The following is a 20,475-nucleotide window of genomic DNA, read 5'->3' on the forward strand; positions in this document are numbered from 1 at the left end:
TTAGATTCAGGCAAATATGTAGTCGCTGCCAGTCCTAGTGCAAGCACTATTAGGAGTTCCCTGTGACCCCACTTAAACACCGCCTGTAAGAATATGTTATTATATCAGCACGTTAGGCGCGCGCCGGCGCGTGTTACCACTACATTTTGGGGATGATCTCAGGCGAGTTGTTCGTCGAGGTTGTGTGGCAGAGCGATGCCAGCTGCCTTGAAGACGTTGCCCACTTGGCCCGTAACGTGGGTTCTGGTGGTGACGATGCGACCATCCTTTTCGATGGTGGCTTCCTGGAGGCGATCGAGATCGCGTAGGAGCGGCTGCCATTCGGGCGTCAGGCCTTTGGCCCGGCAGAGGCGGCGCAGTTCCTTGCTGAGTACGAGCCCCAGGAACGAGCAGAACACATGCCCGCGGATGGCGGCATCGGATTGGTGGAAGATCGGCCGGGTATTGAAGGTTGCCTTGGCGGCGCGGAACAGGCTCTCGACCTCGAGCAAATCGCGATACCGCAGCACGGCCTGGAGCGGGGTCACCTTCGCGTTGGTCCGCACCACGGTGATGCCGTCGTACCGGGCTTCCTCGGCAAGCTTGCCGACATCGATCTTGAAGTTCTTGCCGCTGGCCTTGAGGTAACGCCGGTAGGCCGAGTTGCCGACCAGTGCCTTGTCGCCCTTCTTGAGCTGCGCCTCGAGGCCGGCGATGATCGCCTGGCGGTCGGCCTTGTCCTTCTCGGCCTCGGCGTCATTGCGGCTGACGATGTAGCGGTCTTTACCGACCTTGACCTCTTTGACCCACAACTGAGTTTCACCGCGCTGGCGCTCGAGAACGAGCGGAACCATCGGTGCCGCGTCATTGAGCACGACGTTGTGGATCACGCTGCTCGAGCGTTCGCGGGCCCCCCGAATGTATTCCATGCCCAGCTTTTCGAGCGCGGCGATGGTATCGGCGCTGATCATGCCGCGATCGGCGACAACGCAGGCGCGTGTGACGCCGAAGCGCGTTCGCAGCCGATCGACCACCGGCAACAGGACGGTCACGTCAGCGGTGTTGCCGGGCACCATCTCGGTGCAGATCGGCCGGCCCTCGGCATCAACGACCAGCGCCAGGATCATTTGCGCCAGATCGGGGCGGAAGTCCTTGGAATGCCCGCGCTTGCCCAGCGTCTCGCCGCCCGCGCCGTAGAAGGACAACGAGGTGGTGTCCATGAACACAAGGCTGAGGTCGGTGAACAGGTCCTGCCGGCGCGCGAAGAGCTTTTCCTCGATCGCGTCCTTCACGCAGCGCGCCACCAGCGCGCCTTGCGCCTTTTCGCCGAGTTCCTCGCCCAGCCACGCCATTGCCCGGTAAAAGTGATGGAGCGCCAGACCCTCGGCGCCCTCGATACCATAATCGGCCATCCAGTTCGCGCAGTCGCGGTCCGAGCCCGAGACGAACAGCCGATGCAGCGTGCCAACGAACACCGCCCGTTCCACCGCAAAGCCGAACTGGCGCCCTTCCAGCACCTCTTCCAGCACCTCTTCCAGCACCTCGCCGATCCCGAGCCGCTCCCACAGCCGCCCGAACAACAGCGGACCGCCGATGCGGCGAGAGGCAATTCGCCCCGCGTCAATGTCGGACAGGATGAGGCTGCGTTCGCCATGGCGCGCAATCGAGGCCGCCAATCTGTCAAGTTCGCCGCTGGCAACCAGCGCATCCTTGCGGCCCAGCGCCTTTATCGTGCGCTGGCGAACGGTTTTGCCGTCGCGGACACTTTCCACGAGGTAGAGATAGCGGTGGCCGCGCGCGACTCTCTCAACGACAAACATGCCAGCGTTGTTAGTGAATAAATGCCATCAAATCCATACAACATACGGCTAGCAGATCAAATGTTGTTACCACACATTTTCGGGCCGAAAACTCAAGGCGAGTGAATTCAATAGCTTAACGGACAGCGTTCGCCATCCGTTCACCTCCAACTGTTCAAGTCGGGCGTGACGAAGCAACAGATCGACGTGATCACGTCGGTTGAGCGGCGCCGGCCTGGTCTCGCGAAAAGAAGGAGCGCCTTATCGCAGCGGGTTTGGAGGCTGACAGTGTTTACGGCGTTGCACGATACAATTGTCGCCTTTCACCCAATACGGCATCGACAATCTTCGGTTAATCGTTGACGAGCGCAGGACTACCGGGACGCTCCGCCCAAAACCCGCCGCAGGACTTTTCCGAGACCGTAGCCAATGCGGCCATGGCCGTAGGATACGCCAAACCGGTTGCGGCGTAAGGCGCCCGCGTAGCCGCCTTCTCGCTTCATAAGAGCGCTTACCGGTTCTGCTTTGAATCAGACACTTCCGAGCTATGGCTGAAACTGGGTGATGACGGTTTGAGAAGGGCGGCGTATCGAGGCGGGTGATGAAGCCTGCCAGAACCTCTCAAGGAGAGCGATACGCCATGAACGAGACTATCAACATTGTTCGCCTTCGTCAGCCCGACGAAATCGATGATCCCCTGACGGATGTGCTTCGCACCGGCGCGCGCAAATTGCTGGCGCAGGCGATCGAGATGGAGGCCGAAGCGTTTCTTGCCGATGCGGGATCTCAAGCTTCCGGACGGACGTGACCGGCTGGTCCGGCACGGTCACGGGCCGGAGCGGAGCATCCAGACGGGGATCGGGGCGGTGCCCGTCAGCCGGGTGAAGGTCCGGGATCGCGGCGCGAACGGTGAAGCGGAGCGCATCCGTTTTTCCTCATCGATCCTGCCGAAATGGGCGCGTCGGACACGAAGTCTGGATGCGCTTCTTCCCGTTCTCTATCTGCGCGGCATTTCGACGGGCGACTTTCAGGAAGCTCTGGCAGCTCTGTTGGGCAAGGAGGCGCCGAACCTCTCACCCTCGGTGATCACGCGACTGACGGCGGAGTGGGGCATCGAATACGATCGTTGGCAAAAGCGCGATCTTTCGGCGCGCCGCTATGTGTATGTGTGGGCGGACGGGGTCTACCTGCAGGCCCGGATGGAAGATCATGCCGAATGCATGCTGGTCCTGATCGGCGCCACGCCCGAGGGCAAGAAAGAGCTGCTCGGCTTCCAGACCGGCATTCGTGAGAGCGCACAGAGCTGGCGCGAGCTGCTGGTCGACGTCAAGCGTCGTGGCCTGCAGATCGCGCCCGATCTTGCCGTCGGCGACGGCGCGCTTGGCTTCTGGAAAGCGCTCGATGAGCTCCTTCCCGGCACCAAGCACCAGCGATGCTGGGTGCACAAGACAGCCAACGTGCTCAACAAGGTGCCGAAATCGGTGCAGGCCGCCATGAAGACGGACTTGCGCGAAATCTTTTCCGCCCCGAACCGAGCCTCAGCCGAGACGGCGATTGCCGTCTTTGTCGAGAAATATGATGCGAAATACGGCAAGGCGGTCGACTGCCTGACCAAAGATCAGAATGCCTTGCTGGCGTTCTACGATTTCCCCGCCGAACATTGGGATCATCTGCGAACGTCCAATCCCATCGAGAGCGTCTTTGCGACCGTTCGCCATCGCACGGTGCGTACCAAGGGCTCACTCTCCTCGAAAACCGCCAGGCTGATGGTCTTCAAGCTGGTCATGGCCGCGGCCAGGACGTGGCGACGACTGAAAGGACAAAATCAGTTGCCTAAACTCATCGCAGGTGCAACGTTCCAGGATGGAATCGAGGTCATTGAACTGAAGCCGCAGAGCGCCGCTTGATCAGCCTCGTCACCCAAATTGCAGCATAGCTCACACTTCCCAGCGACTTGCCCTGGAGACTGAAGACGAAGCTCGCGGAAACCCAGTTGATGTTGGGTTGACGATATTGCATTAGCTCGTCAAAGCAGATGATAGAGCATTCAGGCACGACCACAAACGTGCTAGGAGCTGGCGCTTCGTGGCCGTCCATGGCCTCCGCCGAATGGGCGCGGCTACGACATTTGAAATTTGCTGCTCAGGTAGGAAACCGGCTGGAGGGCTATGCCAAAAATTATTGATGTTGAGCTGACCCGGCTTCGTATCGCTAAGGCAGCAGGTAAGGCGATAGCGGGGAAGGGCATTTCCGCAGTTACGATGATCGATATCGCCAACGCCGCTGGCGTAACGACGGGAATGATTACCCATTACTACGAAGGCAAGGCGGACATTATCGCAGCTGCCTTGCGCATCCCTTTTCTTAACATGGAACGCAAGATCGCACATCTGCTGGAACAAGGGGAAACAGATCTTGCCACCCTTCTTGACGCGGCGATACCAGCGTCTAAATCTCATGTCGAGGATAGTGTAATCTGGGTGAATTTCTGGGGAGTTATTGCCGCCGATCCTGAATTTCATAAGCTCAATGCCACGCTGCATCGCGAGGGAAAGAACATTTATGACCGAGTCATCCGGGCGGCTTGGCCGGAGAGTGAAAAGTGGCCTGCGGACGTCTTCGAGACTGCACTGCGGTCGATTGTTACCTTTTTGTTCGGGCTGAGCGCGGGAGGCGTGACAAATCGTGCCGTCTGGACAACTTCCGTCCTGCGCTCACAATTGGAGCTACATTTGCGCATGGTTCGCTATTGGGCACAACAACAAGCGCTTATGATTTGCGATGATCAGAATAGAGTCAGGAATGTAAAAGGATAGGCAATCAGCACTGGCGCTGAGATGGTTGACAAGCCCCGGATTACCCGCCGCACGACACAGGAAACCTGGATAGGGCCAAAGTCGCAGACCGACCTGGGCTCTGCACCTGTGACCTGACCGGCGACGTTCCGAAGAGAAAGCCTTCCGGCCGCGCTTGCACCACGTCGACCGGATAGCGCCTCTCTTGCCGTCGGGCGCCTAGCATTGACGAACCGCAAAAGGCGGGATGCCACTTGGGATTTCGCCAGTTTGCGATGGTTCGCCTTCGGACAAGGGCGCAAACGTCATCCAGCGATAAAAGGCGCGCGAACTGGAGGGCAGACCGGCCCATTGTCGGTGCGTATTGCGCCACAGCGGGTGCATCTTACAGAACGCTTCAGACCAACCACCTCCTAAGAGATACTGAGCCGTATCCGAGCCGGCGGGTGCGGCGCACGGCTGTGGGCCATTAGCGCCCAGCTGACGGCCAGCTACCAGCGACAGACCTGCAGACCTGCTACAGACGCAACGTGGTCGCGGTGAAGCTCGGCGAAGTGTCATGCACTCTTAAAGTGATTGACCGCTCCCGTACGGCGTGCCTAACCGCCACCCTATTGGCCCCATAGGACGAAGCCCTGCTTCAAGCAGGCTCAACAGGAGGCGGACAGGAAGAAGGTGGGGCTACGATCACGGAGAAATTTGTGGCTTACGCAATCCGGTCAATTTGGGAAGCCCGTTGGAAATAACAAGCATTACGCAAAACGTTTGTCACGCTGATGATTTCTCACTCATCAAGTTGACGCGGTGATCTAGGCCGGTCACTTCCCACGACTGCTCCGCGGCCTGCGCAAGCTGGCCCATTTCAGGGCGCTTCACATTTGCGAAAGTGTCAACAAAAACAGTCGCGTAAGGGGCCTTACTGAGACAACTCCATTTGCCTCCAATGCCCCACCCTCCATTTGGGACTGGCCAAAGAAGCGAAGCCGCGATGGACTTAGCCGAGCTTGACGAGCCGCAATTTAATATATAACGTCCATTCTATCTCCGAGGGAGACTTCCTGCGATTAGACCAACCATGCAATGCGCGTAGAGAGTCAAACTCGTTGTCCTTTCGCAACCAATCACTCACAAAGTTTGGGTTCGCGAACAGAATTCTTGATGTAAAGGGATAGGCTAAATGGATCTGGAGTTAGAGAATAAGCGTGTTCTGGTTACAGCGGGTGCTGCCGGTATTGGAAGGGCGGTGGCAGAACGCTTTTCTGCCGAGGGAGCAAAAGTGCTCGTCTGCGATGTCGACCCCGAGGCTATTCAAAGTGTTCAGCCAAGCACAGGCATAGTTGCAGTCGCCGCTGACGTTTCAAAGTCCGAAGCGGTGGCTAAACTCTTTGAGGAAGTTGATCGCCGCCTGGGCGGACTGGATATCTTGATAAACAACGCTGGCACCTCGGGTCCGTCGAAGCCGGTGGAAGCTGTGAGTGACGAAGAATGGAGAGCCACCCTCGCCGTAAATCTGGATGGCGCGTTTTATTGTGCGAGATCTGCGGCGCCATTAATCAAGGCGGCCGGAGGAGGATCCGTCATAAACATGTCTTCAACCGCCGGCTTCCTGCCGTATTCACTGCGCTCCCCTTACTGCGTCGCTAAATATGGCGTTATCGGACTTACAGACGTGATGGCAATGGAGTTGGGCCAGCACAACATCAATGTGAACGCGATTTGCCCCGGTGCTGTTGATACACCCAGATTGGAACGGGTACAGCTTATGGCTGCGCAATCACGTGGAGTGCCAATCGAGCAAATCAGGCAGGCAGAGCTCAAACTGTTTTCGATGCGAAGGCTGGTGAGTGTCCAAGAAATCGCGAGTATGATTCTGTACCTTTGCAGTCCTCATGGCAGAATTATTTCAGGACAGTCGATCGCGATCGACGGTCAAACAATATCCTCTGAATACTAAGAGAGCAAAAAGTTTCGACCAGCGCGGCTGCGCGGCAAAACGCACCGCCGCTGCTACCTGTGCTCACCTAAGGAGAAAATTGATGCCTCTATCTATGAACCGCGAAGTCTTTATCACATGTGCCTTGACCGGCGCAGCAGATACTGCATCCACTTCACGCCACGTTCCTCGTTCGCCGAAAGAAATTGCAGCCGCTGCCGTCGAGGCTGCAAAGGCGGGAGCCGCAGTCGTGCACATTCATGTTCGTGACCCTGAAACCGGGGCACCGTCTCGAAAGCATGAACTATATAAGGAAGTCACTGACCGCATCCGACAGGCGGATACCGACGTTGTGCTAAACATCACCGCAGGTATGGGCGGTGACATGATTTTCGGCAGTGTCGAACAGCCCTTTCCACTCGACCCCACTACTGATCTTGTCGGTGTATCCGAAAGATTCAGCCACATTCTCGAGTGCGCCCCGGAGATCTGTACACTTGATTGCGGCACGATGAATTTCAAGCTTGGCGATTATGTGATGGTGCATACGCCATCGACACTTCGCGCGTTGGCGAAGATGATGACCGATTTTGGCGTTCGCCCGGAGATGGAGGTCTTTGATACGGGACATTTGTGGTTCGCAAAGCAACTTGTCGAAGAGGGTCTGATTGAAGACCCTGTCTTGGTTCAGCTCTGCATGGGTGTTCCATGGGGGGCTCCCAATGACCTCAACACTTTCATGGCGATGGTGAACAGCGTTCCCTCGAACTGGACCTTTTCAGTCTTTGCGCTAGGACGCGACGCGATGGCATATCCGGCGGCGGCTGTGCTAGCTGGTGGTAACGTGCGCGTTGGTCTCGAAGACAATCTTTACGTTGCCAAAGGTCAGCTTGCAACCAACGGTCAGTTGGTCGAGAAGGCCGTCAATGTCGTCGAAAACATGGGCGGCAGGATTATCGGTCCCGATGAGGTACGGCGGAAGCTTAAACTCACAAAGCGGTAAGTGCCATGCTTCCTACAGGAAGCGGGTCATCGCGACCCGCGGTCCTTGGAATGCTCGCCTCGGACTCGATGAAGAAGCAATTCGGAACCTAGATCAAAGATGGCTAAAATCAGCAAGGCGGCTTGTATCGGGGGTGGCGTTATAGGTGGAGCTTGGGCGGCACGCTTCGTCCTGGCCGGCATCGATACCAGAATCTTCGATCCGCATCCGGAAGCTCAGCGGCTCATGTCCGAAGTCATGGCAAATGCCGAGCGCGCGTATGAGATGCTCACGAGCGCGCCCCTTCCCGTCAAGGGCACTTTAAGTTTCAGCGAGACGCTCGAGGAGGCCGTGCGAGGCGCAGACTGGATTCAGGAGAGTGTGCCGGAGAAGCTCGACCTTAAGCGCAGCGTGCTCGCCCAGATAGACGCTGCCGCCGAACCCAAGGCGCTGATCGGCTCTTCGACTTCCGGCCTGATGCCGACCGATCTCCAGCGCGACATGAGGCACCCAGAGCGCATGTTCGTCGCTCATCCCTACAACCCTGTCTATTTGCTCCCGCTGGCCGAACTCGTTGGTGGCAAGAATACCACGAGAGCGGTGCTCGAAGACGCCAAGGTCAAGCTTGCGACGATCGGCATGACGGGGATGATCATCAACAAGGAAATTGAAGCTTTTGTCGGCGACCGCCTTTTGGAAGCCTTCTGGCGTGAAGCCCTCTGGCTGATCAAGGACGACATCTGCGATACCGAAACGCTTGATAATGTGGTTCGCTACTCTTTCGGTCTTCGCTGGGCGCAAATGGGCCTCTTCGAGACATACCGCATGGCTGGCGGCGGAGCCGGCATGCGCGACTTTCTTTCCAAGTATGGTCCCAGCCTTTCCTGGCCTTGGACCAAGCTAACCGATGTGGTCGATCTGGATGCTGACCTTGTTGAAAAGATCGCCGTCCAGTCTGACGCCCAGTCGGGGCAGCGTGGCATTCTGGAGCTCGAACGGATCCGCGATCAGAATCTCGTCGGTATCATGCAGGCGCTAAAAGCCGGCGATGAGGGGCGTGGCTGGGGTGCTGGGAAGCTGCTGGCTGAGTTCGAGGCTCATCTCTGGAAGACGGCGCCGAAACATCAGACCAATCCCAGTAACGAGGCATTAAAGCTTCTCGAACTGAACGTTCCTGCTGTTTGGATCGACTATAATGGTCACATGACCGAATACCGATACACTCAGTGCTTCGCCGATGCTTGCGAGGCGCTCCTTCAAATGATTGGCGTCAACACGAACTATGTGAGGTCCGGCCACAGCTACTACACGGTGGAGAGCCATGTTCGGCTCCTTGCTGAGGCGAGGCTTGGGGACGCACTATATGTCACGGCTCAACTCCTGCCGTCGGACGGCAAAAAGATCCATACCTTTATGTCGTTGTATCGAGCTTCCGACGACACCCTGCTGTCGACTTACGAGCACCTAATGCTCCATGTTTCGTCGAAGGAGAGGCGCTCCGTTCCCCCACTGCCTGAGGTGATGAGGAAGCTCAAGCCCCTCATCGAGGCCCACGCAGTCCTGCCAGCACCCGATGCCGCGGGACGATCGGTTGGACAGAGGAAGTGATTACACCCTTGATGCGGGGACGGTATGGCTTGTCTTCCGGCGCCGGATTTCGGCCGACAGAGACAAAACCTTTGCTCGTCGTGCAGAGATTGCGATCAATCCCTCACGACAACGAGCGTCTGACCCAGCGACCTCTGGAGAAGGATGCAGGGGCCTTCAAAGATTGAGCGAAATGGGCCGATCTTTGAAAATCATTCTGGACCGGCCGAAGGCCAATGCAATCGACCCAGGCACCGCACGCTTGATGGGGCCGCTGAAGGAAAAAGCTCGCGCAGGTGCCGATCGCCGGCGAAGTGCGCGGGGTGCGACCTGGGGCGAGATCGAGTTCGTGGCGACCGGCGCAATCGGAAGCCATATGATCGGACACTCGAGATTGGTGAGCGGATTCCAACGCGGCCGCGATCGCGATCTTGTCGCTTGCGCAATGCCGCAAGGGACATTCCCGGCTTGGCCCGCGCCGCCCGTAGCAACTAAGGCCGAAATCGAGGAGCTATCTGCCGCATTGGTAAGGGACTACCGCGGAAACAACGTCAACCGCCATTGGAGAGCTTCGTGAACAAGATCTATATGGAAGCCGGTTCTGCGCTGGAAGGTCTATTGTTTGACGGGATGGTAATCGCTGCGGGCGGGTTTGGGCTTTGCGGGATCCCGGAGCTTTTGATCGGGGCGATCCGGGACGCCGGCACGACGGGGCTGACGATTGCATCGAACAATTGCGGCGTCGACGATTTCGGGCTCGGCGTGCTGCTGAAGACGAAGCAGATCAAGAAGATGATCTCGTCCTATGTCGGCGAGAACGCCGAGTTCATGCGCCAGTACCTGAGCGGTGAACTGGAACTCGAATTCAATCCTCAGGGGACTCTGGCCGAGCGCATGCGCGCTGGCGGGGCCGGCATCGCAGGCTTCTACACGAAGACGGGCGTGGGCACCCTGGTCGCCGAGTATAAAGAGCACAAGACCTTCAACGGCGAGACCTATGTGCTCGAGACCGGGATTGTCGCGGACCTGTCGATTGTGAAGGCGTGGAAGGCGGACACCTCCGGTAACCTCGTCTTCCGCAAGACGGCGCGCAACTTCAACCCGCCGGCCGCAACCTGCGGCAGGATCTGCGTCGCCGAGGTCGAGGAGATCGTACCCGTCGGCAGCCTCGACCCTGACCATGTTCACCTGCCAGGCATCTATGTGCATCGCCTGATCCAAGGTGTGCACGAGAAGCGAATTGAACAGCGCACAACGCGCGCGGCAGCTTGAGTAGGGGAAAGTTCCATGGGCTGGGATCGGAACCAGATGGCGGCGCGCGCCGCGCGCGAACTTCAGGACGGCATGTATGTCAATCTTGGCATCGGAATCCCGACCCTTGTCGCCAATCACATTCCCGAGGGGGTTCGGGTGACGCTGCAATCAGAGAACGGGCTGTTGGGTATCGGGCCGTTTCCGACTGACGATGAAGTCGATGCCGATCTCATCAATGCCGGCAAGCAGACGGTGACCGCACTACCGCATTCGGCCTTCTTTGACTCGGCGCAGAGCTTCGCAATGATCCGCGGCGGCAAGATCGCCATGGCGATCCTCGGCGCGATGGAGGTTGCCGAAAACGGCGACCTGGCAAATTGGATGGTACCAGGCAAGCTCGTCAAAGGCATGGGCGGTGCGATGGACCTTGTCGCCGGCGTGAAGCGGGTGGTCGTGGTCATGGATCACTCCAACAAGGCTGGGGAATCCAAGGTGCTGAAGGCCTGCACCCTGCCGCTGACAGGGCGAGGCGTGGTCGATCGGATCATCACTAACCTTGGCGTGCTCGACGTCGTTGAGGGAGGGCTCAAGATGGTGGAACTCGCCGAAGGCGTGACCGACACCGAACTCCGCCGGGCCACTGAAGCAACGATCGTCAACTGAGCCTAATGCGTCCGCGCCGGAAGCTAGGGCTCAGTTCTAAAAACAGGGGAAGCCATCGTGAGCTTGTCCGGTCTCGAAATGGTCCACATGATGCGCAAACGAAAGGCGAGGTATGCCTTCAATCCGAACCCGTCCCTGGCCGAGCAGTTCGAAATCCTCGCCGCCTGAAGAGTGATGGAGGCTGACTCCTGTGACTTGAAGCCGAGCATCGGCCCGACACGGCGCTTGATCCGGCGGTGGTCCTGTTCGATGCGATTGTTGAGATACTGGCTCTGGCGAATGCGTATCGGTTTCAATGTTCGCCGGGAGCGGTTCTGCAAGCGGTTCGTCGTGGCGCAGGAGATGAATGCCCTCCCGGCTGGTCGGGCTGCCGTCGATGACTACGCGATCGGGCCGGCCATGGCGTTCCAGCGCGCGCCTAACACTGATGATCTGGTACTTGGAGAGGCGTAAGCCACTCAGATTTGAGGAAATCGGGCCGCTTCAACACGATCCCTCGGCTCGTCGACAGCGGTCCATCCTGCTCGGTGCGTGCCGCGATCTCTTTCCATTCCGGCGTCTGAATGAAATCTTCCCAGCCCTTTTTCACAGCTTCCGCACTTGGCCACTCAACGACATACCAGATCTCGCCGGTGTCCGGAGTTTCCCAAAAATCGATTAGTTTAATTCCCGTCTTCTTGAAAAGCGGCAAACTATCGCGAGCAAACCGCTCTCGCATCTTGTCCTTCATTCCCTCGATTGGTACGTAATGCCGCAGTTCATAGATCATTAGGTCACTCCTGGCCTTGTTGAATTATGTTGTTTTGCCGCGCATCCAGCTAGTATTTTATGACTTATTCTAAGCGACGCTCCCCGAGATGGTAATTCGACGTAATTCATACCCGTCTCAGGTCACAAGTATGCTCCCACAGCTTTACCACGTTTCTTTCGCCCGAAGACACCAATGTAGCTTTCAACGCATATGACCATGCCTGCTTCGAGCTTCGCGTCATACGCGACCGGTCCCCGAAATGATGGTTTAACTTGCGGATATTCTTCGCACATTCCGACACCGTGTATAACGCAAGGGTAAGCCTGCTCTCGGAATTCTTCAGGCACCAGCCAAGCTGACGCCTGTAGATCCTTCATGCTGAGTCCCGGACGTATAAGCTTCATGTTCGTCTGCAATTCGTCATAGGCAAGCCGGTACAACTGGCGCTGCCGAGCGCTAGGCTGATCCTTCCCGCAGCAGAATGTCCGGGAAACCTCACAGAGATACCAAATGGGCCTACCATATCGGGGGGTTACTAGAATGTGGAGCAAGCGCCGCGCCAACTCGAATTAAGGCTATGCAATCACATTGCTTTGGCAGCCACGCCGGAACAATTCCGAAAACCCTCTTTTGTCCGAAGTTGGACACAATGTCGGAAAGCCGACGAAACGGGCGGGAGGGCGAGCCTGTCGGTTGGACGAGTGGTGCAAACAACGGTGCACCAACTGGCACGCAACTTGCGTAGGTCACGGCGGACGGCCGCAGTTACGTCACGGGGCCCGGTGGTGACTATTCAGTCTCTCAATTTAAACGCATGTAGACTGGCGGCAGTCGTTTATGGGCCAGAGGACGACCTGGATACCCGGTCGTTCGGTTCGCGACCGCCGATCTGATTGGAGTGTGCAATGGCCCATCCCTATTATGATTTCCCGTCCCTCACTGTCCTTACTGCCCTCGAGGTATTCGAGGCATCGGCACGCCATCTTTCGCTCGAGCTTGCAGCTTCCGAGCTGAACGTGACATCGGGAGAGATCGCTCGGCAGATCAAAGTCATCGAGGACGAGCTTGGTGTTCCGCTGTTTGTAAGGCCAGGAACCGGCGTGGTGCTTACCAGCGTTGGCAATGACCTCTACACCGAGCTGGCAAGCATTTTTTCCAAGTCGTCCGATGTCGTCACGACCATAAAACGCGGCGGTCGTTCCCGGATGTCACGATTACCCCCGCCGGTGCGTTCGCGTCGATCTGGCTGATGGCGCGCATGTCGCGCTTTGGGGCACAGCATGATGATAATACAGTCGACCATATGATTTCCGAAAAGTTCGCGCGACTATCGCCGCGCTGGGGGTTGGTCTGATCGGCAAAGACCCGCTCGCCCTGCTTGATGCGGGCCAGTGCGTGATCGGCCAACGGCTTGAGCTCGAAGCCGACCTTGCCCATCCACTGCGCCATCTGTGACCTGTCGATCTCAATTGGTTGCGGGCGTAGATCGCTTACTGGCGTTAGAGCGGCAGGTCATCGGCGTATTTCGTAAGCGCGAATTTATCCGCACCTTTTTCCATTGAGCGTGTTTTGGCATGAAGTGTCCACTTAACGGAGGTGGATACCAAGTGATTGAGGACGATGAACAGAAACTGCTGGTGAGGCGGATTTTGCGCAACGGCCGCAGGCGGTACGACCCGGCGTCGAAAGAGCGGCTAGTTGCGGCCTGCCTTGAGCCTGGCGTGTCGGTATCGCGACTTGCGCTTGAACATGGGATCAATGCCAACCTTCTTCGGAAATGGATAAAGACGACCAAAGACGCCGGTGCTTTGCCGCCACCTGCACCGTCTGTGTTCATTCCAGTTCAAGTCACCGCTGCGGACCACAGCCTGCCTATGCAGAGCAATTCGGTGGACAGGCCTGCTGCGCGTGGTGAAGAGCGGCTGTCGAAGTCGGAAAGCATGGGCTCATCGCCACTCGCAGCCAAGGTGAGCGCGTCTTTACCGAACGGCGTGAAGCTGGTGCTGGAATGCGGTGATGTAGACGCGTTGACGGCGATCATTGGAGCTCTGGGCCATGTTCAGACTGGGCGCTGATCTCAACGTCTACCTGCACCGCGAGCCGATCGATTTTAGGGCCGGCATCAACAGCCTTGCGGTCCTGGTTCAGGAGGTGATGGAGCTTGACCCATTTGCGCCTGCGGTCTTTGCATTTTGCAATCGCCGCCGCGACCGGATGAAACTCTTGTTCTTCGACCGGTCCGGCTTCGTGCTGGTTCTGAAGCGGCTGACCGAAGACAGGTTCCGATGGCCACGCCGGGAGACGGCGGTGGTTACGCTGACGACCGAGCAGCTCCATTGGATTCTCGACGGCATCGACATCGATGCAATGGTGCGCCATCCGGTGCGGCAATATCAGGTTGCGGGCTGACGGCTCCCGAATTGTGCGGTTGACGCGTCGGTGCGGTTCAGATTCAAAACTACGATGAATCGACCTGGCGAACCGACTGTTGAGGAGTTGATGGCGCGCATTGCTGTGCTGCAGGCGGAGAACCGTCAGCTCGCAGAACGCGTGGTTAAGCTCGAGGAAGAGTTGGCGCTGGCGCGCTCACATCGTTTTGCGCCCAAGAGCGAAAAGCACGTTGATCGCCTCTTCAATGAAGCCGAACAGGTTGCCGATGAAGACGACGCGGGAAGCGAAGATGGCAATGTCATCGACCTGCCCGACACCGGCTTTCCGTCCACCGAAAAGCCGGAGGGAAAGAAGCGTGGCCGCAAGGCCCTGCCGGAACACCTGCCGCGCGAGCGCGTCGAGTATGACCTTCCCGAAGATCAGAAGGCCTGTCCTTGCTGTCGTCACCGGATGCACCACATGGGCGAGGCCATTACCGAGCAGCTTCATATCGAGGTGAAGGCGAAGGTCCTGCAGAATGTGCGCTTCAAGTATGCCTGCCGCCATTGCGACCGCACCGGCATCAATACGCCGGTCGTGATCGCGCCGATGCCCGCGCAGCCCTTGCCGGGCAGCATCGCCACGGCCTCGACACTGGCATTTGCTCTTGTTCACAAGTACGTCGACGGCACGCCGCTCTACCGCTTGAGCCAGGCATTCGAGCGAGCCGGCGTGCCCGTCAGCCGCGGCGCTCTGGGGCATTGGGTGATCGGATCGAGCGAGAAGCATCTCTCCCGCATTTATGACGCACTGAAGCTGCGGCTCAGGTCTCAAGCACTCATCCATGGCGACGAGACCACCGTCCAGGTCCTGAAGGAAAAGGACAGGGAGGCCACCAGCACATCATTTATGTGGGCATACCGGAGCGGCGAAGAGAGTAACGAGCCGATCGTGCTGCTCGATTATCAACCGGGTCGCGGCCAGATTTATCCGCAGGCCTTCCTCGGCGATTACCGCGGCATACTGATGAGCGATGGCTATACTGCGGATTTCACTAAATTGGGACAGCGATTTCGGTATGTCGCGGCCAAGCGTTTCGCAAAGTCGCGGACAAGGGAAGGGGATCGATTCCGGTTGCCTTGTTTCTGTCAGGAGCGATTGATTTCGGTTATTTCGTCGCCGGTCAAGAGCGTCGCTGTTTTCTGCTTTCGCATGCTATCGCCCTCGAGGGTTATGCGGTGGGCGTTGTGAACGATACGGTCCAGGATCGCATCGGCTAAAGTGGCCTCTCCGATCATTTCATGCCATGCGGCCACGGGAATTTGAGCGGTAATCAGGGTCGATTTGCGCCGGTAACGCTCCTCGAAGATTTCCAGAAGATCGAGCCTTTGTCTGTCACTCAGCGTATGCGTTCCCCAATCGTCGAGCACCAGCAACTGAACACGGGCCAGCTTGTCGATGAGGCGCGGGAAGCGCCCGTCTAGCCTCGCCAGTGCCAGGTCTTCGAACAGGCGTGGCATTCTGACGTAGAGCACGGAATAGTCGAGACGGGCCGCCTGTCGAGCGAAGGCGCAGGCGATCCAAGTCTTTCCGGTGCCCGTTTGGCCTGTCAGAATCAAGTTCTCGTTTGCCTTCAGCCATGCTCCTTGCGCTAGGGATAAGACGTTGCGGCGATCAAGACCGCGGTGGGTGCTGAAGTCGATGTCTTCGATCGAAGCATTGGCAAACCGCAGCTTTGCCGTTGCCAATCGATTGGTCAGCCGCTTGTCTGTTCTCAGTGCGATCTCGCGATCGAGCATCAGGCCGAGCCGTTCGTCGAAGCTGAGGTCGCTTCCATGGCTCTGCTCGCCAAGCTGGCGATAGGCGGCAGCCATTCCGGCAAGACCGAGCGTGTGCATTTGATCAAGCATTGGATGGGTCAGCATCTGGTATCCTTTCTCATTGATAGTAGGTTTTGCCGCGGATGTTGCCGTGCGGCGGTGCCGGCTTGACGGCCTCACTCATAGGCGGGGCTTGGTCGAGACCCGATTTGAGAATGTTGGCGACGGACGAATAGCTGAGAGCATTGATGATCAGCGCCCGCTCACACGCCATTTCCAGGCGGTCGGATTTGTAGCGTCGCGCCAGGGAAAGGATGCCCTGTGCGGACCGATACCCTTGTTCCGGATGTGGGCGATCACTCAGCAGACGCTCGATAAAGATCGCTGTGTTGCTGCCGACTTTTGCCGCTTCCATCCTCAATGTGTGAGGCGTCGTGTTGGCATAGCGCTGGTGCGACTTCGGCATATGCTCATTGACGGTGATGTGGCCTGAGCGCTGCGAGCTTCGGATGTGACTGGCAACACGTTTATGGTCGTGGAAGATCTCGACCACCCGATACGTCAGCCTCACATCGACCCGTTTGCCGATCAGGCCGTGCGGCACGGAATAGAAGCTTTTGTCGACCTCGACATGATAGTCAGGATGGACCTTGGCCGCTTTCCACTCGGCATATTCAAACGGTGTTGCCGGCAGTGGTTTGAGTTGCGCACGCTCGATCTCATCAAACAAATCGCGCCGGGACTTGCCGTAGCGGCGCATGATGCGGCCGTTCAGGTCTTCGATCAAAGTGCTGATCCGAGCATTGAGATCGGCAAGGCTGAAGAAGCGTTCGTTTCTCAGCCTGGCCAGGACCCACCTCTCCACGATTAAAACCGAGCCTTCGGCGGAGGGTTTATCCCGCGGACGTTTCGGCCGTGCTGGAAGCACTGTTGTGTCGTAATGCTCGGCAAAAGCGGCAAATGTCGCGTTGATCGTCGGCTCGAACCACAGAGCCTTGGCGACGGCCGACCTGAGATTATCGCAGATCGTTGTCTTCGTTACCCCGCCGAAGTAGCTGAAAGCCCGTTGGTTGGCTTCAATCCAATCCGGCAGCTTCTGGCTGAAGCTCGCATAAGAGAACGTCAATTGCGACGCGCTCAGCACCGCAACGTAAATCTGCGCCGCGCGGATCTCTCCTGTCGACGGATCGATGACGGGGATCGTGTGCCCGGCATAGTCGCATTCCATCGCAACACCAGCAACGTGACGACTGCGATAGGTTGGCTTGACGCGGCTCTCGAATTCAGCGAATCGGCCACAAAACCAAGTGTAACCATAGCCGTCCGGATGGGTCTCACGGTATTCCTGCCACAACAGATTGAGTGTCACCCCCTTGCGCTTCAGCTCGCTCGCCATCTTCGGCCAGTCCGGCTCAGCGGTCTCGCGCGGCGGCCGTCCCATCCGACGAAATAGCCGCTGTTCCAGTATCTCATCATCATCCAGCCCAGCGGGCAGCGGCCAAACCGCAAGGCCAGCTTCCCGCGCTCGCAGCAGATACGTTGAAACCGATGTCTTGCTGATCTTCAAACGGTCCGAAACGGCGCGCACAGGAAGCTCCTGCTCAAACGTCAGCCGCAATATCGATCGGATGTCCTTCACGCTCGTATGTCTCGCTTGCTTCCGTCTCGGCATTATGTCCTCGCTTAAAATGCGAGGGCAAAATGCCAGATTGGCGCTTACGAAAATCGATCTCTAAACCCGTCATCAGCTTGTCCGCGACTTACTGAAACGGATGTCCCGTACTTACTGAAATCCTTGGCCGCGACTTACTGAAATCTGTGTCCCGAACTTTGTGAAACCCGCAGGCTATACCGCATGGCGCACGCTGGCAGGGGCCACCCATGTGGGATGCATGGCCCATTCCAGACGTCGCTTCGTCGATGCCCTCAAGGCAAGAAAGAAGGGGGGCGGTCCGCCGGAGCAGGCGCTCAAGTTCTTCGAGCAGCTCTACCGGGTTGAAGGCCAAGCGCGGAACGAAAAGCCGGACAAGGGCGAAACACAAGCCGATTGCATTCGCCGCTTTCGCCAGCAACACAGCGTTCCCATCCTCAATGCTCTCAAGATATGGCTCGACGACATCGCGCCGAAGGTCTTGCCCGATAGCAAGATCGGCGACGCCGTGTCCTACACTCTGAACCAGTGGGAGTACCTGACGCGATACACAGAAGACGGCAGCATGCCGATCGACAACAACCTCCTCGAACGCGATATCAGAATCTTTACAACGACCGATTCATACTGCACCTCCTCCTCAAACGTCTGGAAACAGGGACTTTTGGTTTTCCATTTTGATGCGACACGGGCCCCTGTGACGCGGAAACTGGGTTACTTGATCCTTTTCCAGGTCAGTGGCTCGTATTTGGTGCGGCGCATCCGGAACAACCTGCTCGGTAGGGAGCACGCCCTCCTTGATCAGTCGACGGACACGATGGGCTGTAACTCCAAGCTTTTTGGCAGCTTCGGTCAGCGTGAGCCATTCGCCATTCTTTTCGGCGGATCGGTAGCCGTGGATTTTATGGACCGTGCGCAGTGCCCCGACACGGCGCGCCGTCCAGGTTTTGCCTTGTCCGGTCTGCATTCCCATCCGGTTGAGAGTGGCGGCAATGTTTGCGTCGGACCAGCGGGTAGCCATAGACCGCATGACGGCAAGGGCTGCCTCCGGAGTACTCTGGCCATGTTCGCCCGCTTTGGGTTTGCGAATACGCAGCTGGGAGTGTTGCCCACCCCTCCAGTGGATCGTCAAAATGACTTCACGTTGTTCTTCATCGACGTCAGCGATGATATCAGACACGAGGGTGCGAAGGAGCTGCTGACGACAACGCATATCGACGTCAGGTGCGCGCCAGGCAGCCTCCAGGTCGGTGGCAATGCCAGCAAAATCGGGAACTGGGGTGACAAGATCGATTTGTCGCGCTTGGGCCAAACCCGCTTCACAGGCTTCCACGCGCCTGAGCGTTGCCTCCCAGCTCTTCTCAAGTTGGGCAGCGATCAGCCGGTTGTCGGGGTCGCAAGCGGCATAGCGACGTTCAGCGAGAGATGCCTCGTATCGGGCTTGCTGCAAGTCCAGCTCCACCATACGGTGTCGTTCTTCCAGATTATCCCGATGCGCACGGTCAGCTTCCATTGCGGCCTCGATCGCCATTGGCGTCACGGCCCTCAATATCTCTTTGCCGATGGCAGGGTCGATGCGAGATGCGCCAAAAGTCATGCATCGTGGCTTGGCCAGCATCTGGTTGATACGTTCGCAGCGGTAATAGGGATGACCCGGAGGCCGGCCCGAATAGACAACGCCCAACCGCCTTCCACATCGGCCGCACGTGAGCAGGCCCGCAAGCAGCGCCCGGCCGCCACGACCCGACTTGATGCCGCCTTTCTGTCCAAAGGCATTGACGGCGATATGGCTCTGGTTCCTCTCAAACTCACTCCAATCGATATAGCCTTCATGATGATCCTGGAGCAGCACTTCCCACGTTCCAAAGGGCTTGTCGTGGCCGTAGCTTTTGCGAGCCCTGCCATCGACAATCTCCGTTCGCTTCTCGCTTTTACCATAGACGTAGACCCCGGCGTAGAATGGGTTCTTCAGGATCGAAATAACACTTCGATAGCGAACCGGCACCCAGTCGAAGGACACCGTTTTGCGCCCGTCAGAAGGACGGGGAAAATGGAAATTATCAGCCGTCAGCGAAATCAGCACCTGACGGGCGCTGCCAAGCTCGCGGAAGCGCGAAAAGATGAGGCGGATCGCCTGCTGTACCCGAAGATCAGGATCAAGCCCCAGACCGTATTCACGATGCCAGATATAGCCGATCGGAACACTGAGGCGCAGTTCCCCCCGCCGCGCTTTGGCGCGAGCCGCGTCAAGCATGCGCGTTCGCAAAATGCCGAGCTCAAACTCGCTGATACTGCCCTTCATGCCCAACAACAATCGATCGTTCGGCCGACAGGGATCGTACACCCCGTCGAGATCTATGACGCGCGCTTCAACCAGGCCGCACAGTTCCAGGAGATGGTGCCAATCCCGACCATTGCGAGAAAGGCGCGATGCGTCGAGACAGAGCACTGCGCCAATTTTGCCCGTGCACAGGCCGCTGACCAGTCGTTCGAAACCAGGGCGGTCTACAGCACCGCTGGCGGTACGACCAAGGTCATCGTCGATCACATCGACGTCACGGAAACCCCAGCGGCGCGCGACATCGACAAGTTCATATTGTCGCCGCTGACTCTCCAGGTTGTTCTGGACCTGACCGGGGGTCGACTGTCGAACGTAGACCACAGCTTTGCGCTTCAGCACCGTGGCTGGAAGGAGATCATTGCCCATCATCGCTCGTCTCCTTCGTCGCGACGCCGGCCGCGGCCATCAGGAGGGTCGCCAGCCTGGCGACAACAACGCTTCGTTCCGCGTCGCTCAGGCCTCGCATCTGCGGCGTATCGAGCGGCATGCTCAGCTGCTGGGTCAGCAGCGGTAGCGACGAGGGTCGTGGTAGTGCCTTCATGGCGCGCCT

Annotated in this window: 18 protein-coding genes and 5 pseudogenes; 14 read left to right on the forward strand and 9 right to left on the reverse strand. The window is 58.0% G+C overall.

Translation table 11 applies throughout. The annotated features are described in order from the left end of the window. Positions 1-158: 158 nt before the first annotated feature. The gene (locus AC0V8S_RS35425) at positions 159-1,799 is read right to left on the reverse strand and encodes an IS1634 family transposase (RefSeq protein WP_475438983.1); all 1,641 of its coding nucleotides are present in this window, start codon (positions 1,797-1,799) and stop codon (positions 159-161) included. 619 nt (positions 1,800-2,418) lie between these two features. Here AC0V8S_RS35425 and AC0V8S_RS35430 point away from each other — a divergent pair. The 9 genes and pseudogenes from AC0V8S_RS35430 to AC0V8S_RS35470 all read left to right on the forward strand — a co-directional run. Further along, positions 2,419-3,685 (forward strand): annotated as a pseudogene (locus AC0V8S_RS35430) (IS256 family transposase). A 261-nt stretch (positions 3,686-3,946) separates the two neighbouring features. Further along, positions 3,947-4,594: a TetR family transcriptional regulator gene (locus tag AC0V8S_RS35435; protein ID WP_475438984.1), complete on the forward strand. Its 648-nt coding sequence runs from the start codon at positions 3,947-3,949 to the stop codon at positions 4,592-4,594. Positions 4,595-5,750: 1,156 nt separating this feature from the next. Then, on the forward strand, positions 5,751-6,527 hold the full coding sequence (locus AC0V8S_RS35440) for an SDR family oxidoreductase (protein WP_475438985.1): 777 nt from the start codon (positions 5,751-5,753) through the stop codon (positions 6,525-6,527). An 82-nt stretch (positions 6,528-6,609) separates the two neighbouring features. Further along, positions 6,610-7,509 (forward strand): 3-dehydrocarnitine:acetyl-CoA trimethylamine transferase BcoG, encoded by a 900-nt coding sequence (bcoG, locus tag AC0V8S_RS35445; protein ID WP_475438986.1) that lies wholly within the window; start codon positions 6,610-6,612, stop codon positions 7,507-7,509. Between the two features lie 99 nt (positions 7,510-7,608). Beyond that, positions 7,609-9,096 (forward strand): carnitine 3-dehydrogenase, encoded by a 1,488-nt coding sequence (locus AC0V8S_RS35450; protein WP_475438987.1) that lies wholly within the window; start codon positions 7,609-7,611, stop codon positions 9,094-9,096. Between the two features lie 163 nt (positions 9,097-9,259). Then, positions 9,260-9,652, forward strand: a complete 393-nt coding sequence (locus AC0V8S_RS35455) for a hypothetical protein (protein WP_475438988.1) — start codon at positions 9,260-9,262, stop codon at positions 9,650-9,652. An 11-nt stretch (positions 9,653-9,663) separates the two neighbouring features. Then, positions 9,664-10,347, forward strand: a complete 684-nt coding sequence (locus AC0V8S_RS35460) for a CoA transferase subunit A (RefSeq protein ID WP_475439156.1) — start codon at positions 9,664-9,666, stop codon at positions 10,345-10,347. A 15-nt stretch (positions 10,348-10,362) separates the two neighbouring features. After that, positions 10,363-10,992, forward strand: coding sequence for a 3-oxoacid CoA-transferase subunit B (locus AC0V8S_RS35465; protein ID WP_475438989.1), 630 nt, complete (start codon positions 10,363-10,365; stop codon positions 10,990-10,992). 63 nt (positions 10,993-11,055) lie between these two features. Beyond that, a pseudogene (locus AC0V8S_RS35470) lies at positions 11,056-11,160 on the forward strand (IS6 family transposase); the annotation flags it as partial. Here AC0V8S_RS35470 and AC0V8S_RS35475 read toward each other — a convergent pair. The 3 genes and pseudogenes from AC0V8S_RS35475 to AC0V8S_RS35485 form a co-directional block, all read right to left on the reverse strand. Next, a pseudogene (locus AC0V8S_RS35475) lies at positions 11,160-11,412 on the reverse strand (DDE-type integrase/transposase/recombinase); the annotation flags it as partial. The pseudogenes AC0V8S_RS35470 and AC0V8S_RS35475 overlap by 1 nt on opposite strands. Beyond that, a complete protein-coding gene (locus tag AC0V8S_RS35480; protein ID WP_475438990.1) occupies positions 11,411-11,761 on the reverse strand; it encodes an NIPSNAP family protein in 351 nt (116 codons plus the stop codon). The gene AC0V8S_RS35480 and the pseudogene AC0V8S_RS35475, both read right to left, overlap by 2 nt. Before the next feature lie 122 nt (positions 11,762-11,883). Next, positions 11,884-12,306, reverse strand: a complete 423-nt coding sequence (locus AC0V8S_RS35485) for a M24 family metallopeptidase (protein WP_475438991.1) — start codon at positions 12,304-12,306, stop codon at positions 11,884-11,886. A gap of 342 nt (positions 12,307-12,648) precedes the next feature. On the opposite strand from AC0V8S_RS35485, the gene AC0V8S_RS35490 reads away from it, so the two are divergent. Beyond that, positions 12,649-12,993 (forward strand): LysR family transcriptional regulator, encoded by a 345-nt coding sequence (locus tag AC0V8S_RS35490; RefSeq protein WP_475438992.1) that lies wholly within the window; start codon positions 12,649-12,651, stop codon positions 12,991-12,993. Here AC0V8S_RS35490 and AC0V8S_RS35495 read toward each other — a convergent pair. Then, positions 12,917-13,192 (reverse strand): hypothetical protein, encoded by a 276-nt coding sequence (locus AC0V8S_RS35495; RefSeq protein WP_475438993.1) that lies wholly within the window; start codon positions 13,190-13,192, stop codon positions 12,917-12,919. The two genes, AC0V8S_RS35490 and AC0V8S_RS35495, sit on opposite strands and share 77 nt — an antisense overlap. 161 nt (positions 13,193-13,353) lie before the next feature. Between AC0V8S_RS35495 and tnpA the strand changes: the two genes are divergently transcribed. The 3 genes and pseudogenes from tnpA to tnpC all read left to right on the forward strand — a co-directional run. Beyond that, positions 13,354-13,818, forward strand: a complete 465-nt coding sequence (gene tnpA, locus AC0V8S_RS35500; RefSeq protein ID WP_475439157.1) for an IS66-like element accessory protein TnpA — start codon at positions 13,354-13,356, stop codon at positions 13,816-13,818. Next, positions 13,799-14,152: an IS66 family insertion sequence element accessory protein TnpB gene (tnpB, locus tag AC0V8S_RS35505; RefSeq protein WP_258580693.1), complete on the forward strand. Its 354-nt coding sequence runs from the start codon at positions 13,799-13,801 to the stop codon at positions 14,150-14,152. Before tnpA ends, tnpB begins: the two co-directional genes overlap by 20 nt. Positions 14,153-14,206: 54 nt before the next feature. Next, positions 14,207-15,178 (forward strand): annotated as a pseudogene (gene tnpC, locus AC0V8S_RS35510) (IS66 family transposase); the annotation flags it as partial. An 83-nt stretch (positions 15,179-15,261) separates the two neighbouring features. Here the strand turns inward: tnpC and istB are convergent. Beyond that, the gene (istB, locus tag AC0V8S_RS35515; protein WP_475434993.1) at positions 15,262-16,038 is read right to left on the reverse strand and encodes an IS21-like element helper ATPase IstB; all 777 of its coding nucleotides are present in this window, start codon (positions 16,036-16,038) and stop codon (positions 15,262-15,264) included. A gap of 13 nt (positions 16,039-16,051) precedes the next feature. After that, positions 16,052-17,605 (reverse strand): IS21 family transposase, encoded by a 1,554-nt coding sequence (gene istA, locus AC0V8S_RS35520; RefSeq protein WP_475434991.1) that lies wholly within the window; start codon positions 17,603-17,605, stop codon positions 16,052-16,054. Positions 17,606-17,777: 172 nt separating this feature from the next. Between istA and AC0V8S_RS35525 the strand changes: the two are divergent. Further along, positions 17,778-18,200, forward strand: a pseudogene (locus AC0V8S_RS35525) (IS66 family transposase); the annotation flags it as partial. Between the two features lie 24 nt (positions 18,201-18,224). On the opposite strand, the gene AC0V8S_RS35530 reads toward AC0V8S_RS35525, so the two are convergent. Further along, on the reverse strand, positions 18,225-20,294 hold the full coding sequence (locus AC0V8S_RS35530; RefSeq protein WP_475438858.1) for a recombinase family protein: 2,070 nt from the start codon (positions 20,292-20,294) through the stop codon (positions 18,225-18,227). Beyond that, positions 20,281-20,466, reverse strand: a complete 186-nt coding sequence (locus AC0V8S_RS35535) for a hypothetical protein (RefSeq protein WP_475438859.1) — start codon at positions 20,464-20,466, stop codon at positions 20,281-20,283. The genes AC0V8S_RS35530 and AC0V8S_RS35535 overlap by 14 nt, the downstream gene beginning before the upstream one ends. Between the last annotated feature and the right edge of the window lie 9 nt (positions 20,467-20,475).

The organism is Mesorhizobium oxytropidicola (assembly GCF_056174625.1).